General features: G+C 55.1%; 12 protein-coding genes. 6 read left to right on the top strand and 6 right to left on the bottom strand.

The window, feature by feature from the left end:
* Positions 1-65: 65 nt before the first annotated feature.
* Both AC2D8O_RS00130 and AC2D8O_RS00125 read right to left on the bottom strand, forming a co-directional pair.
* Positions 66-503: a response regulator gene (locus tag AC2D8O_RS00130; protein ID WP_484676746.1), complete on the bottom strand. Its 438-nt coding sequence runs from the start codon at positions 501-503 to the stop codon at positions 66-68.
* Positions 472-3,009, bottom strand: coding sequence for a sensor histidine kinase (locus AC2D8O_RS00125; RefSeq protein WP_484676745.1), 2,538 nt, complete (start codon positions 3,007-3,009; stop codon positions 472-474). Before AC2D8O_RS00125 ends, AC2D8O_RS00130 begins: the two co-directional genes overlap by 32 nt.
* 99 nt (positions 3,010-3,108) lie before the next feature.
* Between AC2D8O_RS00125 and AC2D8O_RS00120 the strand changes: the two genes are divergently transcribed.
* The 3 genes from AC2D8O_RS00120 (at position 3,109) to AC2D8O_RS00110 (ending at position 6,494) form a co-directional block, all read left to right on the top strand.
* Entirely contained in the window at positions 3,109-4,782 is a 1,674-nt protein-coding gene (locus AC2D8O_RS00120) for a S8 family peptidase (RefSeq protein WP_484676744.1), read from the top strand.
* Positions 4,783-4,871: 89 nt separating this feature from the next.
* Positions 4,872-5,651 (top strand): DUF2490 domain-containing protein, encoded by a 780-nt coding sequence (locus AC2D8O_RS00115; protein WP_484676743.1) that lies wholly within the window; start codon positions 4,872-4,874, stop codon positions 5,649-5,651.
* 87 nt (positions 5,652-5,738) lie between these two features.
* Positions 5,739-6,494, top strand: coding sequence for a DUF2490 domain-containing protein (locus AC2D8O_RS00110; RefSeq protein ID WP_484676742.1), 756 nt, complete (start codon positions 5,739-5,741; stop codon positions 6,492-6,494).
* 38 nt (positions 6,495-6,532) lie between these two features.
* On the opposite strand, the gene AC2D8O_RS00105 is transcribed toward AC2D8O_RS00110, so the two are convergent.
* Positions 6,533-9,454 (bottom strand): reverse transcriptase domain-containing protein, encoded by a 2,922-nt coding sequence (locus tag AC2D8O_RS00105; protein ID WP_484676741.1) that lies wholly within the window; start codon positions 9,452-9,454, stop codon positions 6,533-6,535.
* Positions 9,455-9,611: 157 nt separating this feature from the next.
* On the opposite strand from AC2D8O_RS00105, the gene AC2D8O_RS00100 reads away from it, so the two are divergent.
* Positions 9,612-11,234 carry a C1 family peptidase gene (locus tag AC2D8O_RS00100; RefSeq protein WP_484676740.1) on the top strand — a complete coding sequence of 541 codons (1,623 nt, stop codon included), beginning with the start codon at positions 9,612-9,614 and terminating at the stop codon, positions 11,232-11,234.
* Between the two features lie 76 nt (positions 11,235-11,310).
* Here AC2D8O_RS00100 and AC2D8O_RS00095 read toward each other — a convergent pair whose 3' ends face one another.
* Complete coding sequence (locus tag AC2D8O_RS00095) at positions 11,311-12,480, bottom strand: hypothetical protein (protein WP_484676739.1); 1,170 nt, start codon at positions 12,478-12,480, stop codon at positions 11,311-11,313.
* Between the two features lie 223 nt (positions 12,481-12,703).
* Here AC2D8O_RS00095 and AC2D8O_RS00090 point away from each other — a divergent pair, with 223 nt between their 5' ends.
* Positions 12,704-12,925 (top strand): addiction module protein, encoded by a 222-nt coding sequence (locus AC2D8O_RS00090; RefSeq protein ID WP_484676738.1) that lies wholly within the window; start codon positions 12,704-12,706, stop codon positions 12,923-12,925.
* Here the strand turns inward: AC2D8O_RS00090 and AC2D8O_RS00085 are convergent.
* Entirely contained in the window at positions 12,895-13,236 is a 342-nt protein-coding gene (locus AC2D8O_RS00085) for a type II toxin-antitoxin system RelE/ParE family toxin (protein ID WP_484676737.1), read from the bottom strand. The two genes, AC2D8O_RS00090 and AC2D8O_RS00085, sit on opposite strands and share 31 nt — an antisense overlap.
* 125 nt (positions 13,237-13,361) lie before the next feature.
* Here AC2D8O_RS00085 and AC2D8O_RS00080 point away from each other — a divergent pair, with 125 nt between their 5' ends.
* Positions 13,362-14,378 (top strand): ligand-gated ion channel, encoded by a 1,017-nt coding sequence (locus AC2D8O_RS00080; RefSeq protein WP_484676736.1) that lies wholly within the window; start codon positions 13,362-13,364, stop codon positions 14,376-14,378.
* A 3-nt stretch (positions 14,379-14,381) separates the two neighbouring features.
* Here AC2D8O_RS00080 and AC2D8O_RS00075 read toward each other — a convergent pair whose 3' ends face one another.
* Entirely contained in the window at positions 14,382-14,987 is a 606-nt protein-coding gene (locus tag AC2D8O_RS00075) for a hypothetical protein (protein ID WP_484676735.1), read from the bottom strand.
* Between the last annotated feature and the right edge of the window lie 116 nt (positions 14,988-15,103).

Raw genomic sequence — 15,103 nt, 5'->3', positions numbered from 1 at the left:
GTTTGTCGCGGCGGCTTGCGCCCCCGAAGCTCGGTTGTTTGTATGTGTTCCAGATGACGCCAGCGTCAACTCCCGGTTTCGGGCGGTTCCGCTTCGTCAAATGCATTGTGTATCAGCGACACCAGCTGCTCTTTCTTCCACGGTTTCTGGATAAAGGCATACAGCTCGGCGTTGCGCATGGCATTCTCTATGGCCAGGGTGTCGGCCTGGCCCGTCAACAGAATCTTTACGGTTTCGGGAAAATTCCGGTGCAGCTCCACCAGAAACACGTCGCCTTTGGTGCCAGGCATCAGCCAGTCGCTGATGACCAACACCACGTCATAGCCCTGGTTCACCAGCAGGTCTATCACCTCCCAGGCTTCCTCTACGCTCTCGGCGGTTTCGTAGTGGTATTTCTCACCCAGCGAGGTCGTGAGCTCGCGGATCAGCGTATCCAGCACGCTCTTCTCGTCGTCTACGCACAGGATGGCTTTACGCATGGGCTGCGACGGGTTGGTTGACATGCACGGGCAGTTTTACAATAAACGTCGTACGTCCCGGTTCGGTATCCACCGCAATATCGCCGTTGTGTTTCTGTACGATCTTCTGGCAGATGCCAAGTCCCAGGCCAGTGCCCTCGCCTTGTGCTTTGGTGGTGAAGAACGGCTCGAAAATGCGGGGCAGCACCTTGGCCGGTATGCCGGGCCCGTTGTCAGTAATCTTCACGATGATGTGCCCGTTCTGGCGTTCGGCTTCCAACACAAGCTTGCCCTTGTACTGCATGGCCTGTAGCGCGTTGTGTATCAGGTTGGTCCACACCTGGTTCAGTTCGTCGGGATAAGCCAGAATAGGAGGCAGGTTGGGGCTGTAGTGCCGCTCCACTTCTACGCCGTGCTTCAGCTGGTTGTGGTAAATGGTCAGAACCACCTCCAGGTTGTCCACCACGCTGGTTTCCACGGCCTCTTCGGTCATGGGGCGGTGGGCATAGCTCTTCAGGGCGTACACAATCTTCTGCGTGCGCGACACCGCCAGGTCTATGTTGTCGGTGTGAATGCGCGCCCACACAAAGTCGGCGGCCACCTGCAACACCTCCACTACGTTGGGCAGGCGCAGCAGCGGCAGAAACTCGCGCACGTCGCGCTCGATGTTCATCCGCACAAACTCCCGTGCGATCAGCTGCACGTCTGCCGCCAGCTTGTATGTCTGCAGTTCTTTCACCAGCGTGGTACGGATGGTGCGTTCCTCGCGGCTGCTCAGGTTCAGACGGCGGGTCTCGGCGCGCGAGATCAGCTGGAAGAAACACTCGTGCAGCTCGGGCGACAGCGAGTTCAGAAACTGCGGCAGCCGACGCATCACTTCCGGCAGCGTATGCATCAGGTCTTTGTTCGCCCCATTGATTACCCCCAGCGGTGTGTTGATCTCGTGTGCCACACCCGCCACCAGCGCCCCCAGCGCAGCCATTTTCTCCTGTTGTATCAGCTGCTGCTCCTGCGTAATGCGCAACTGCTGCATAGTGTCTTCCAGGTGCCGGTTTTTCTGCCGCACCTCTTCTGCCGCCACGCTCAGAATATCGTTGATCCGCTCGATTTCGGCTTTCTGGTGGCTGATTTCAGCCGTCCGCTCCGCTACCTGCTGTTCCAGCAGCAGGTTCTGCTGCCGCACCAGCCGCTGCTTCTCTTTCTCTGCCGACAGTGCCTTGTCGCTCAGCCCCTTGATCTCCTGTACCTGCGTTTCCAGCTCGCGGTTCTTCTCGGCGTTGGTGCGCGCCAGAAACACCGACATGCTCAGTGGCAGCGCCAGCAGCGACAGATACGGCCATTTCGTGAAAAAGTCATTGATGGCAAGGCTCAGGTTGAAGTCCATGCCCCCGCCAAATACGCCTTTGTAGATGGTGATTACCATCGACACCATTGCTAGCCCCAGCGGAACCACCACCCCACTGATAATGGGAAACAGAATGCCGATGCCAATGGCCCAGAAACTGCCCCTCTGCATGGGGTTGCCCTGCACCACTATAGCCTGATAGCTCTCGGCCAGCATGAAGATGGACAGCACAATGGCCAGTACGATAGACACGCCCTGCTGGTCGTAGATCATCGTCAGCGCCAGCACCAGTGTCAGCGGCACAAAGTAGTAGAACTGCCGCAGCACCCGGTTGTAAAACGCCGTGTACAGAAAACCCATGAATGCCATCATGAAGGTGGCCAGCGCCACCGAACTCAGAATCTGGTGCAGGATGTACACTGGCCCGAACTGCGTAGCCGCCACCAGCTGGAACCGCGTGAAGGCGTAGTAGAATGTTGCCCCCGTTACTACCGAATACCACAGGTGCAGCGCCTCGCGTGTGCTGAAGAGAAACAGCAGCAGGTGCAGCACACAGAGAGTAAGAAATGCCCCCATAATCATCTGGAGCTCGGTCTGTGGCGCCTCGGTAGCATACGTTGTCTGGGCGGTCACATAAGGTACCAGCGCTGCCCGGAAGCCGGCAAACCGCGCATAGCGGCCATAGGTGTCGTAGTAGGTTGCTGCTTTGTGGTGGCTGTAGTGCACCGCTAACACATACCGCTGGCCGCCACTCAGTGGCAGCAGCACCGGCTGGTTGCGGGGCATCAGCGTCTGCTCGGCGGGCAGGCTGTCGCCCACGACACCAAACTGGGCTACCTTCTCACCGTTCCAGTACACTTCCGAAGCGCCAGGGTGGTTCAGAGTCAGCCCCAGCGGGGGCAGCGAGTCGGTCGGCTGCACAAACTCCAGCGTCAGCACAAACCAGCCCTCGCCCTTCCAGTTGTCGCCCTGCAGGGTGTCGAGATCTAGGGCCGGGTGCAGCCGCGACCAAGTACTGGCGTCTACCAATGGGTGTCCATAGCGATTACCATCGCCTGCATGATAACGCCAGCGGCTGTCCAATTGTAGGGGCGTGCCGGCTTTCAGTTCGCGCACGTCATACGCCGTGATACGGCGCAGGCCCTCCTGGGCCACCGACAGCAGCGGCAGCAACAGCAGAACCAAAGACAACAGACGACGCTTCATGGCAAGATTCCCGAAAGATAACGCACCGATTCTGCCCCGCAGTTGTGAAAACAGGAGATTCTGATGACGCTTTGGACAGGAATCATACATTTGTAAGTGATGAAAGCACGTAACCTTGTACTGGGGGGCGCTCTGGCCCTCCTGACCCTGCCTACGTCGGCGCTGATGGCTCAGTCGAGCGCCGAGGCACAGCCCCCGCAGGACTGGCACCTGCTCGACGCCCAGAAAGACGGCTACCGCGGTGTCAGCGCCGAGCGCGCCTACCAGGAACTCCTCAAGGGCCGCAAGCCCGCACGCACCATTGTCGTGGCGGTCATTGACGGCGGGGTGGATGTCAATCACCCAGACCTTGCAGGCCGTATCTGGGTAAACCCCCGCGAGATCCCCGGCAACGGCAAAGACGATGACGGCAATGGCTACATCGACGACATCCATGGCTGGAGCTTCATCGGTGGTCCCAATGGCAGTGTCATGGAAGACAACTTCGAAGTGACCCGCGAGTACCGCCGCCTCCGCGACAAGTTCAACCCGGCCATCTCCAACGCCACCAAGCGCGACCCTGAGTACAAGCGCTTCCAGCAGATCAAGGATGAATTTTCAGCCGAGCGCAAGAAGTACACCGAACTGCTGGGCCAATACCGCATGTTCCTCTCTACGCTGACGCAGGCTTACAACGCCGTGAAGGCCAGCATGGGCGTTGACACCCTCACCGCCGAGCAGGTGGCAAACTTCACGCCCCGCACCGAGATGGAGCAGCGCTACCAGCGTATTCTCGCCTATGCCTACGAGCAGGACCTCACCCTCACCAAGCTGCGCGACGGCATGCGCGACATCGCCATTCGCCTTGACTATGGCCTGAACCTCGACTTTGACCCCCGCAACATCGTAGGCGACAACTACGAGGACACAGCCGAACGCTTCTATGGCAACGCCGATGTCATCGGTGGCCGCCGCGCTGATCACGGCACCCACGTCGCTGGTATCATCGCTGCCATCCGCGACAATAACCTCGGCATGCGTGGCATCGCCGACAGCGTGCGTATCATGGCCCTGCGTGTGGTGCCCGATGGCGATGAGCGCGACAAGGACATTGCCAACGCCATCCGCTATGCGGTAGACAACGGTGCTCAGATCATCAATATGTCGTTTGGCAAAGCCTATTCGCCCCACAAGCCCATCGTGGACGAAGCCGTCCGCTATGCCGCCAGCAAGGGCGTTCTTATGGTGCACGCCGCAGGTAACGATGCCCAGAACATCGACGTGAAACCTTCGTACCCCACAGGCTACTACGCCGACGACAATGCCCGCTCACCACTCTGGATCGAGATCGGCGCTTCCTCCTGGAAAGACGCTGACTTCGTCGGCACGTTCTCAAACTATGGCCCCACCGGCGTCGACATTTTCTCGCCTGGTGTGCGCATTTACTCCACCGTGTGGAACAACAAGTATGAGAACAACGACGGTACCAGCATGGCGGCTCCGGCGTTCTCGGGCGTAGCAGCGGCCCTGTGGTCCTACTTCCCCAACCTCACCGCCCAGCAAGTGCGCGACATCCTCCTCGACAGCGGCGAGCTGTACCCCGACGCCCCCGTGAAGCGCCCCGCCGAGGGCGATGACGAAGGCGACGAAGTACGCCTTACCGACCTCTGCCGCACCGGCGCCATCGTCAACCTCTACAATGCCGTCCGCATGGCCGAAGACGTATCGCGGGGCCGTCCTGTAACCAAAGGTGGTGCCCCCGCCCCCGCCAAAAGCAAGAAAAAGAAGCGGTAATCTGCCGCTGCGTAACACAGGTTACTGAATGCCCGGCCTTCCGCCGGGCATTTTTGTTGCCGCAGGGTAGCCCCCTGCTGCCTTTACCTATGTTCCGCTTTCCGTTCCATTTGTCTCTGTTGGGGTGGCTGCTGCTGTCAACAGCCCTGTTTGCCCAGAAGGCTCCTGCGGCCGCTACTTCCTCCAATCACTTCTGGTTCAACGCCAACCTGGAGGCCGAGCTTAATGCCCGCTGGGCTCTGCGCACCGAGGTGCACCTGCGCCGCACTGGCGGGCTTCATCGCTGGGAAGCGCTGCTCATCCGTCCGGCGGTCGTCTTCATGCCCTCGCATCGCCTGTCGCTGGCAGCCGGTGTGTCGTATCTCTCTCAGATGCGCGAGTGCCTGGACGAAGGCTTCCGCTGGATGCCAGTGTATGAAACCTGGCAGGATGCCGTGCTGCACGAGCGCCTGGGCCGCCTGCGGCTGCAACAGCGCATCCTGCTGGAAGAACGCTGGGTCGCCAGTCCGGTTGCCATAGGCAGCGACCAGCTGCAATACCACTTCCAGACGCATCTACGCCTCCGGCTCAACCTTACGCTACCGCTAACCGCCCGCGACCTCCACGAGGGTGTCGTCTTCGGGCAGTTCTCCGAGGAGGTCAAGTTCTCGGCCGACCGCCACCAGCCTGCCGAGCGCGGTTTTACCCGCAACCGCCTCATGCTGCTGCTGGGCTACCAGTACCACCCCAGGGGCAGCATTCAGGTAGGGTACATGTGGCAGCTGCACGACACCCGCCCCCTATCGCCGCTCGACCACGATCATGCCCTCCGCATCATTCTCAACCACACCTTTGGCAGCCATACCGGTCATCATCCGCGCCCAGTTTGAGGCCCCCTTGGAGCGATTTGCCCCACTCGTCTGTAAAGTTGTGCCAGAGTTCTTTCTGGGTTAACGCATTTCCTGCATTTTTGCCGCATGTTTCAACCAGTTGGTAAAGCGTTTGTCCGGAGCGCATTGCCACTCCTTGTCGGATTGCTGGCCGCGCAGGGTGTGTCGGCGCAGGTGGTGTCCAAACACCTGTGGGTCAATGGAAACCTCGACTTCCGCTTTTCTGACCGTTGGGGTGTTCGTGCCGAAGCCCATGTACGCCGTGAGGGTATGGCGCAGCACTGGCAGCAGCTGATTCTGCGCCCCGCCGTCATCTACTACCTCAACCCCCGCTGGACCTTCATTCTCGGCGCTTCCTACATACAGGATTATCCCTGGAAGGGCGGCATTTACGGTTGGACACCCATTCGTGAAACCTGGCAGGACGCCACCGTTACCTTCAACTGGGGGCGCGTGGTGTTGCAGCAGAAATTCCTGCTGGAGCAGCGCTGGGTGGGTCGTCCCATCAACGAGCCTGGTGCCGACCAGGCAACGTGGGTCTATCTCAACCGATTGCGCCTGCGCCTCACCGCCATGATTCCCCTCAACCGCCCACGCATGGAGAAGGGCACCTTCTTCGGCATGATTGCCAACGAGGTGAAGCTGACCCTCAGCGACGAAGGCCCCGCCAACAACGGCTTCACCCGCAACCGCTTCATGGCCATGCTCGGCTATCAGTACCACCCGGCGGGTAACATTCAGGTGGGCTACAACTGGCAGCTGGTAGACGCCCGTCCGCAGAACCCACTGGAGAACAACCACGTGCTGCGCATCGCCGTCAGCCAAACCATCGACCTGCGCTAGGGGAGAGGACGTTGGCGAGACGGTAAGTACGGTTTACTCTACAATAGAGGTAGCATTCTGCGGCTATCGTCAATTTCAAATCCGTCAGGGACAGGCTTGAAGGGCCCAACGGGGGAACGGTAACCAGATTGAAATCTTCTTAATGTTTCGATATCGATTGTTCCAATAACGAAGTAATCCGCGTCACCGCCTTTTACTTGAATTATATCACGCTGCCAAGATTTTTTATACGGAGCCCGAATTCGGCTATCCCCATATTTTCTATGATTACATTGTATTATATAGGCGTGTATATCGAGTGCCGCTGACTCAACTAATGGCTTGAATGTTTCAATGTCTGGATTCCATTCGGGCACAAATACTGCGTCTACTTTTCCTCTCAAATGGGCACGATATTCAATATTTGTAAGTTCGCTGCATATTAGAATTGCAAATCTGAATCCAGCATGGCATATAATTGGAGGGAGTACCCAATTCACCTCAGGCGCTAACCTTACATTGGAAATTTGTTGAATATTTTCTTCTTCATGGAGTGCTGGGTTTTTCTTGTCTTGCCTGTATATTACAGCATAATTGAAGTTATTAAATTTGCATACTAGAGATGCCCATACTTGATTGTGTATTACATTATGAATATTTATTGAATGTAAGTACTCAATTCCAGTTATTAATGATATATTATTTAGTGCGAGCCTTTGTGCAATATGTGTAAACCAACGAGCAGGTATCGATAATTCTGGAAATATTAAATACTTTTCATTATTTGAATCGATTATCAGAGAGTTTAATAGCTTATTAAGCCTATGGTATCTCCTATTATCAGGATCCTGCTCACGCGAGACGGAGGCCGTCCAACTATTCTCTTCTGTATACCAACTTGTTACTGCTATTGCTTGCTTTTTTGTTGGCTTTTTCACTTGAATTTTGATATTCCTGTCATCTGATTGGATACTTTCTTCTGGTAATACGTAGCCTCTTAGAACTAACATAGTCTTAATGAGACTTGATTCTGTATTGGGGCCTCTGTTAATAATAAATATTTCGGATAGCGAGTATGGCCGAGTAGAGTAATATAATCGGTTCTTATAAAAATTTTGTATATCAGTGCCATTGCTATTTTCATTTTTTGGCAGTTTAGATATATCAATGTTGCATAAAAATTCTATACATTCATTATATATTGAAAAATAAGCATGTGAGTTTGAGCCATGTTCTTTTACTATTTCTTGTGTTAGTTCTGGTATTCCGGTCTTAGACACCATTTCTCTTGGGAGGAAATAATATCTGAATGGGGTGCTTGCTAGATCCATAATGAAGAGAGAAGCATATAGCCTAGATAAATTGGCTGGGTTAATTCTTTCGTATCCCAATAGTACCAGTATTTTATTTATTTCTATATTAGAGTTATTAGTAAGCGGGTTAGAGGAAATAACGCTCTCATAGATTGAGTTTTTTATATTCTGTCTCCATCTATTTAGTTGATCCGTTTCCTGGCTTTTAATCAATTCAATATTTTTTAAAATTTGCGTTACCATTTTTTGTAATATCCCCCAGTCACTGCACCTGGTTGATATTTTAATAATTCGTGGTAAATAGTTATTGAATTCAAAAAATGAATTAATATCTTTCATGCTTTCTGTGATGGTATTTAAGAAAGAATGCCTTTGCTCTTCCCATTGGTTTGGTTCTAAATCTCTCATGTATGATTCTACATCGCGTAGCATTATTGCAAATGAAGCTTTTCGTAGTGTTAGATTGTCTGATTCTCTTAAACTTTGTGTAACATCTCCATTTCGTTTTGCCACTTTAACAATATTTGCTTGGATGTTTTGTGTTAAATCAGGTAAATTCGGTAATAGCCTCCATTCACTTGCTTGCTCTTGCGCTTGTATTGCAATTGTCTCTATAAGCATTAGGCCATTTGCGCCCCTTAAGCAGAATATTTTTGTTTTCTCTTTCTTTAATAATAGAGTGTTATTGGTTGTGCTATTATTGAATTTATGTACTAATATTTTTGTGCCTTCGGCATCGTGAAGCATGCTGCCAGTTGGCATTCTTTTTATTATCCAATTCCATATATCTGATTCTGTATCAAAATTATTTGTATTTTCAATTATTAAGTATATATCATCAACGTATCGGCCATAATATAAAGGTGAAATCTCTTTTCGAATACGACTGTCAAATTCTGATAATAAATAATTTGCTATTATGGCAGATGCTGGTAATCCAACAGGAAGCCCTTTGCCGTTAGGGGTCAATTCCCCCCATTTCTGTAAATATTTTATAAACTTTTTGTGTAAATTTTTTTCTTTTTCTGTTAGCATGATTAAATTTTCTTCATTTAGCATGAATTTTACATCTATTTCGTGGTAAAATGAATTAATATCACCGTTAATAGATATGATGCTTTTTTCTTCTTTTAGGGCTTCAATCATAACCTTAAGCCCTTTATCTCTCCATTCTCTATATGGTTTCATATAACTCTTTAATGAACCTAGTGAAAATAAATTTATGTTATTATCTTTAGTTCTTCTAACTCGATTTCCATATGAGTCATCGCTTAGCTTTTTGTCATATTTGTGCCCAATATGTATTATCCATAGTGTCGAAACTATATGTAGATTAATACTTACATCTGACATAATCCTAAATTTTGCATCTACCTGCTCAGTTGAATTTATGCCACGAATCAGTATTTCCTTATCGGATGCTTTTATTGAAGGCTCTTTAAGTATAGTGGTCCATGAGCCTATGAAACTTTCATCTTGGCTTAGATCATCATTGGAATTTAATCTCGCAAGAAGTGATTCTAAATTCTCTCTAAGCTTTTCCTCATAAGCCATTATTTTCAATAACGAGGGGGTTGTTGAGTAGAATAAATCAACCTTAGCTTTACGATAGGCTAGCGAGATTTCTTCAAGCGTGAAGTGCAGGTCATTAGACTTTTTCTTTGCCATCTTAGTTTTCGTTTCTGTAGTTATGCAAGGTTAGTATAATAAAGTAAACATGAAAGAAGTTCAAGCTGTCTGATTCTGTTTTTGTCCACCCTCCCTCTTGCCCTGCGCCGCTGTGCGTAGTAGCTTCCCGTTCAGAACCTTCCAACTTCCTCTAACCATGCCAATCCGGATTGAAAAGGACGACGAGCCCCAGGGTGGGGGCGGTGATAACAACGGCGGCGGCAGTGGGGGTGGCAGCGGCCTGGGTGGTGCAGCCCTCATCGGCCTGCTGATGCTCTTCTTCCGCAACCCCAAGCTCGCCATCATCCTGCTGGTGATTCTGGGTCTGCTGTACTACTGCTCGGGCGGCGGCGACGGTGGCACCGACCCCAACTACGCCCCCGACGGCCAGACCTCGGGCGAAACCCGCGGACTGGGTGCCAACCTCACCCGCGAGGAGTTTGACCAGGCGCAGGTATTCGAGCCACTGGCCCCCAGCACCAATGGCGCATTGCCCGCCAGCGTCAGTCTGGTGCGATTTGCCGCACCCGCCGGCGACCAGGGCCAGCAGGGGTCGTGCACGGCCTGGGCCTGCGCCTATGCCGCCCGCACTATTCAAGAGGCTGTCGCCACTGGGCAGGACCCCACGCGCCTCACCTTCTCCCCGGCCTTTCTTTACAACCAGATGGTGCGTGGCCAGTGCGATGGCACCAGCATCCGGCAGGCGCTGGAGCTCATGCGCCAGCAGGGCTCGGCCCCTTTCACGGAGTTCCCCTACAACGACCGCGACTGCGCCACACAGCCCAGCCGCACCCTCGTGCAGGAAGCCAGCCAGTTCCGCATCAAGGGCTACAACCGCCTCACCCGCGACGACGACGACTACGCCGTTGACGTCAACGCCGTGAAGCAGAACCTGGCGCAGGGCAGCCCCGTGGTGCTGGGCATGCTGGTGGGCGGCAGTTTCTATCGGCTGCAGGGCCGTGCCCTGTGGGTGCCCACCCCCCGCGACTACGAGCTGATGGAGCAGAGCCGAAATGGCCGCATCGTCAACGATGGCGAGGAAGGCCAGTTCGGCGGCCATGCCCTGTGCGTGGTGGGCTATGACGACAGCAGGGAGGGCGGTGCCTTCCAGATCATGAACTCCTGGGGCGAAAGCTGGGGCGACAAAGGCGCGTTCTGGATGCGCTACCGCGACTTCGAGAAGTTCACCAACACCCTCGGCGCGGAGGTCTACGGCCTCTATCCGGTGAAGGCCGCCACCCGCGGTGACACCAAAGCGGCCTTCAAAGCCAGCGTGGGGCTGGTGGAAAACCAGAGTGGCAGCTACGTTCCCCTTGAGGTACAGGGCGGCGCAGTGGTGCACACCATCCGGCCGCTGGCCAAGCGCACCAAGTTCAAGATCGACGTAACCAACACCGTAGAGTGCTATACCTATGTGTTTGGGCAGGAGAGCGATGGCACCAGTTATGTGCTGTTCCCCTACACGGCCAAGCATTCGGCCTATTGTGGTATCGTGGGCAAGCGCCGCTTCCCGAAAGACTACTCGCTGCTGCCCGACGAAATCGGCACGACCGACTACATGGCCGTGCTGCTCACCCGCGAGGAGATCGACTTCAAAGCCGTGAACGAGCGCGTGTCGCAGGCGCCGGGCGCTACCTACGAGGCCAAGCTGCGCAATGCACTGGCGGGCATGAAGCTGGCCAACGTGCAGCTGACCGCCGGCAACGAAGTGGGCTTTGAGGTGCCCGAGAACTCCGACGCCCAGGGCGTGCTGGTGGTGTTTGCCATCGACAAACGCTGATGTCCCCGGTTCGATCTACAGCGCGGGCGGCCCTGAAGTTGGCCGCCCGTCTGCTTTTTGGCCGTTCGTGTGTGGGCTACAGCACCTTGCACCGCTCAAAGGGGCGGGCAGGGTCGAAGAGGTAGCGGTAGGTGATGTGCGTCTTCCAGTGGCGGGCGCCAATCTGCTCCACCACCGAAATCATCTTCGGGTTGAAGTCGCCAATCCAGTTCATCACCGTGTCCTGATACTTCACGCGGCGGGCGTCCTGTATGATTTTCGCTGCTTCCACCACCATTGCTGCCTCCACGCCCTTGCGCTGGTGTTCGGGCGCAATGCCAAAGGCGATGCCCGTCATGGTGGTGACGGCGCCCCGCCAGCGGTGGAACACAAACTTGAGTTTGCCCAGCAGGTCCAGCTTGCCGTTGACATAGCGGAACAGCTGGTTCAGCTCGGGCAGGCTGATGTAGAAGCCCACGGGCAGGCCGTCGTAATAGGCAAACCAGATCAGCTGCTCGTCGAGCACGGGCTTCAGGGTGTCCATGATTTTGCGGGCTGTCTCCTGGGTCATTTCCTTCACGCCCTCGTGGCGGGCCCAGGCCGCGTTGTAGACAGTGCGGAAGTCGTCGGCGTAGCGGTAGAGATCCTTGCGGTCGAGGTGGCGAAAGGAATAGCGGGGGTCGGCGAGGATGGCATCGGCCTTGGCCTGGTACTCCGGCGTGAGGGGGTCGGCCACGCGACGATAGAAGGTGTACTGCTGGAAGAAGTCGCGGAAACCATAGGCCTCGAACAGGCGCTGGTAGTAGGGCGGATTGTAGTTGATTGCGTAGGTGGGCGGGCCGAAGTTGTCGACGAGCAGGCCCCAGAACTTGTCGCGGTCACCGAAGTTGACGGGCCCTTCCATAGCTTCCATGCCCTGGGCCTTGAGCCACTGTACACAGGCGTCGAAGAGGGTATTGGCTGCTGCCTGGTCGTCTATGCAGTCGAAAAAGCCCATGCCGCCAACGGGATAATCGCCAGCGTATGCGGTTTTGGGGTTGACGAAAGCCGCCACCTTTCCAATGGTTTCGCCATGCTCGTTCAGCAGCAGCCATCGGATGGCCTTGCCCTCGGCCATCAGTTTGTTGACGCGCGGGTCGAAGGTGCCTTCGATGTCCTTGTCCAGGGGGCGTATGTAGTTGGGGTCGTTGCGGAAGAGGCGCACGGGGAACTCGAGGAACGCGCGGCGATGGGAAGGGGTGGTCACTTCGATGAGTTGCAGCGCCATAGGCGTCAGGGGCTTAGCCGAAAACTGAATAGGGGTGCAAAGAAAGAAAACACCGCCCGGCCTACCAACGGTTCGTTAGGCGAACGGCTGATGGCGCCATGTGTATTTCGGACAAATGTGGACGAGTGCAGACTGTCCATATGATTTGCCGGCGGCTTTCCCGTTATTTGAGCAGACGGGCAAGCACCTTTTGCACACTGTCCCTTTACCGTCTGCACCTGCCATGCCGCCCCTGAAGCACCGCCCACTGACACAAACGGCCCCTGAAGCAGCCGAGCAAGGGTATGCCGTGGACGCCGCCGACGAACTGCCACCCCTGACCCCTGCCGAAGAGAAAGAGCTGCTGCGGCGCTTGAAGGCAGTAAAGGAGGGCACGGTCAAACTGTACACGCTGGAGGAATCACGCCGTGACATTCAGGCTTTTCTGGAATCTCTGCGTTCGTAGAGTTTCTTCAAGAAGGCGTTTTCGTCTCTCTTCAGGCTTCTTACAGCTACAATGACAATCAGTTTGCCATTATCATAGTATTGATAAACAATACTAAACTTTCCTCTAAAGGCTTTTTGCGTTAAAGTTAACTGACGGAAGGCTCCTGTTGGCCTGTAGATCGAGCCAAGGACAGGGTTCGCGGTAAGCAGATCTTGTGTGTGCTCTATTGCGAGAAGAAAGCGTTGCGCAAGTTCCACTTTCTGCGCTCGCAGCCAAACTGTTATCTCTTTCAGGTCTTCCTGGGCGTCTTCCGTAACCTCTATTCTCATTGCTGGCGCATTGGCAACCCTAGTTACCACGCCTCCGCTCCCCAGCATTTATACAGAACCGACATCATGCGGCGTCCCCATTTCCAGTGAGCGGTTTAGAAGTCCGGCGCCGTAACTTTCAGGGTATGAAGCGCCTCCTCCTGCGACTCTCCTTCCTGATCTTCCTGCTGGCCGGGGCCCTGGCCACCACCGCCCACGCCCGTTCGTCAGACTACGGCACTGCCCACCCTGATACCATTTACGTAGGCACATACTTCGTCTGGGTCTACGACTTCAACCTGCCCGAGGGCAGCTACAGCGTGAAGTGCTGGGTGTGGTTCCGTTACAAAAACCCCGCCCTCAAGCCCGACCAGTTCATGGCCGTGTTCAACGCCAAAGACTTCTCTTACAGTCATGTGGTGCACAACGAGAAGAACGGAGTTTACTGGATGCAGATGAACTGCACCGCTACCATCCGCCAGAAATGGGAGCTCACCAACTTCCCCTTCGACAAGCAGGTGTTGCGCTTCCGCATGGCGTATGAGGGGGCCGACAGCCGCAACATTGTGTTGCTGCCCGATACCCTGAGTCATAGCGTCTACGACGAGTTCAACCACCCTGAGGGCTGGAACCTCATCGACTTCCGGACGCAGGTGGAGCCCCGCTCTTACAAAACCGACTTCGGCACGCCCGTCGCCAATGGCAACGAAACCACCATTTCCATGTTCATGGCCACACTCAAGATAGAACGGCATGGGTGGTCGCTTTTCTTCAAGCTGTTCTCGGGCATGTATGCGGCGTTTCTCATTGCCTGGCTCAGCCTGTTCATCAATCCCCGGGCGGTAGACCCCCGCTTTGGCCTGTCGGTGGGGGGCCTCTTTGCTACCGTCGGTAACAAATACATCGTCGACAGCATCCTGCCCGAGATGACCAAGGACAACATGGTGGACACGCTGCACAGCTACACCTTCCTGGCGGTCATCTCGTGCATCGCTATTTCTGTCACCAGCCTGTACTATGCCGAGCGTAACCATACCCGGCGTTACAAGCAGCTCGACCGCTGGTCGGCAGCCATCCTGATGGCCGCCTTCATCCTCATCAATGTCATTCACATTGTCAGCGCCATCAACTCGGCCCCGCCCAACTTCTGGCCCGGTAAATAGCCCTCAGACCTTGCACAGCAGCAGGCTGTAGGGCGGCTTGCAGTCGAGATAATGGGGATAGACCGCCGGCTGGGGATGGCTCAGCCGCAGAAAGGTCGGGTAATGAATGGGATAGAACGGCTCGGGCTCATCCCAGGCTTTCTGGTAAGTGGAAAGCGGCGGCGGCAGTTGGTGTGAGTGAGCGTCAGCAGGCGCAGGGGGCTGTGGCTCCTGCACCGGACGAACCGCCTCCGCTGCTACGACTGGCGCCTGCGCCAGGGGCTGGGGGGGAGCTTTCCCAGCTGGGGTGAGGGCATCTGTTGCGGGTCCTGCCGTATCGGTCCTGTCAGTTTTTTCAGTCGTGGCGGCTGGGGTTTTGCGCACAGGCGGGGCCATTTTCTTTTCCAGCGAGGCCACTGTGCCCACCAGTCTGCCATAGAGGCTGGTCAGTCGGTTGACGCCCACAAAGCGTTTGGCGGGCTGGGTGGCGTTCCCGGTCAGGTCGTCGTCGAGGCTGCGCAGCTGTTCATCCAGCAGCTCGGCCAGTTGGGTCAGCTTCCAGTAGCAGTCGGCCTTTACGTCTTCCAGCGTTGCGATGCGGCCTTGGGGCAGGGTGGGGGTATGCGGCATGGGGCAAAACTGCCCGACAGGCCGCAGGTGGACAAATCGGCGTGGCAAAGGGGGGCGGCAGGCCGACTGGTTGGGTACGGAATGCCGGCTAAGTTGCCAATCGCCGCCAACAGTGT

The organism is Pontibacter sp. T17 (genome assembly GCF_057219875.1).
Note: the sequence above shows the minus strand (reverse complement) of the source record. Positions and strands in the feature narration are given on the sequence as shown.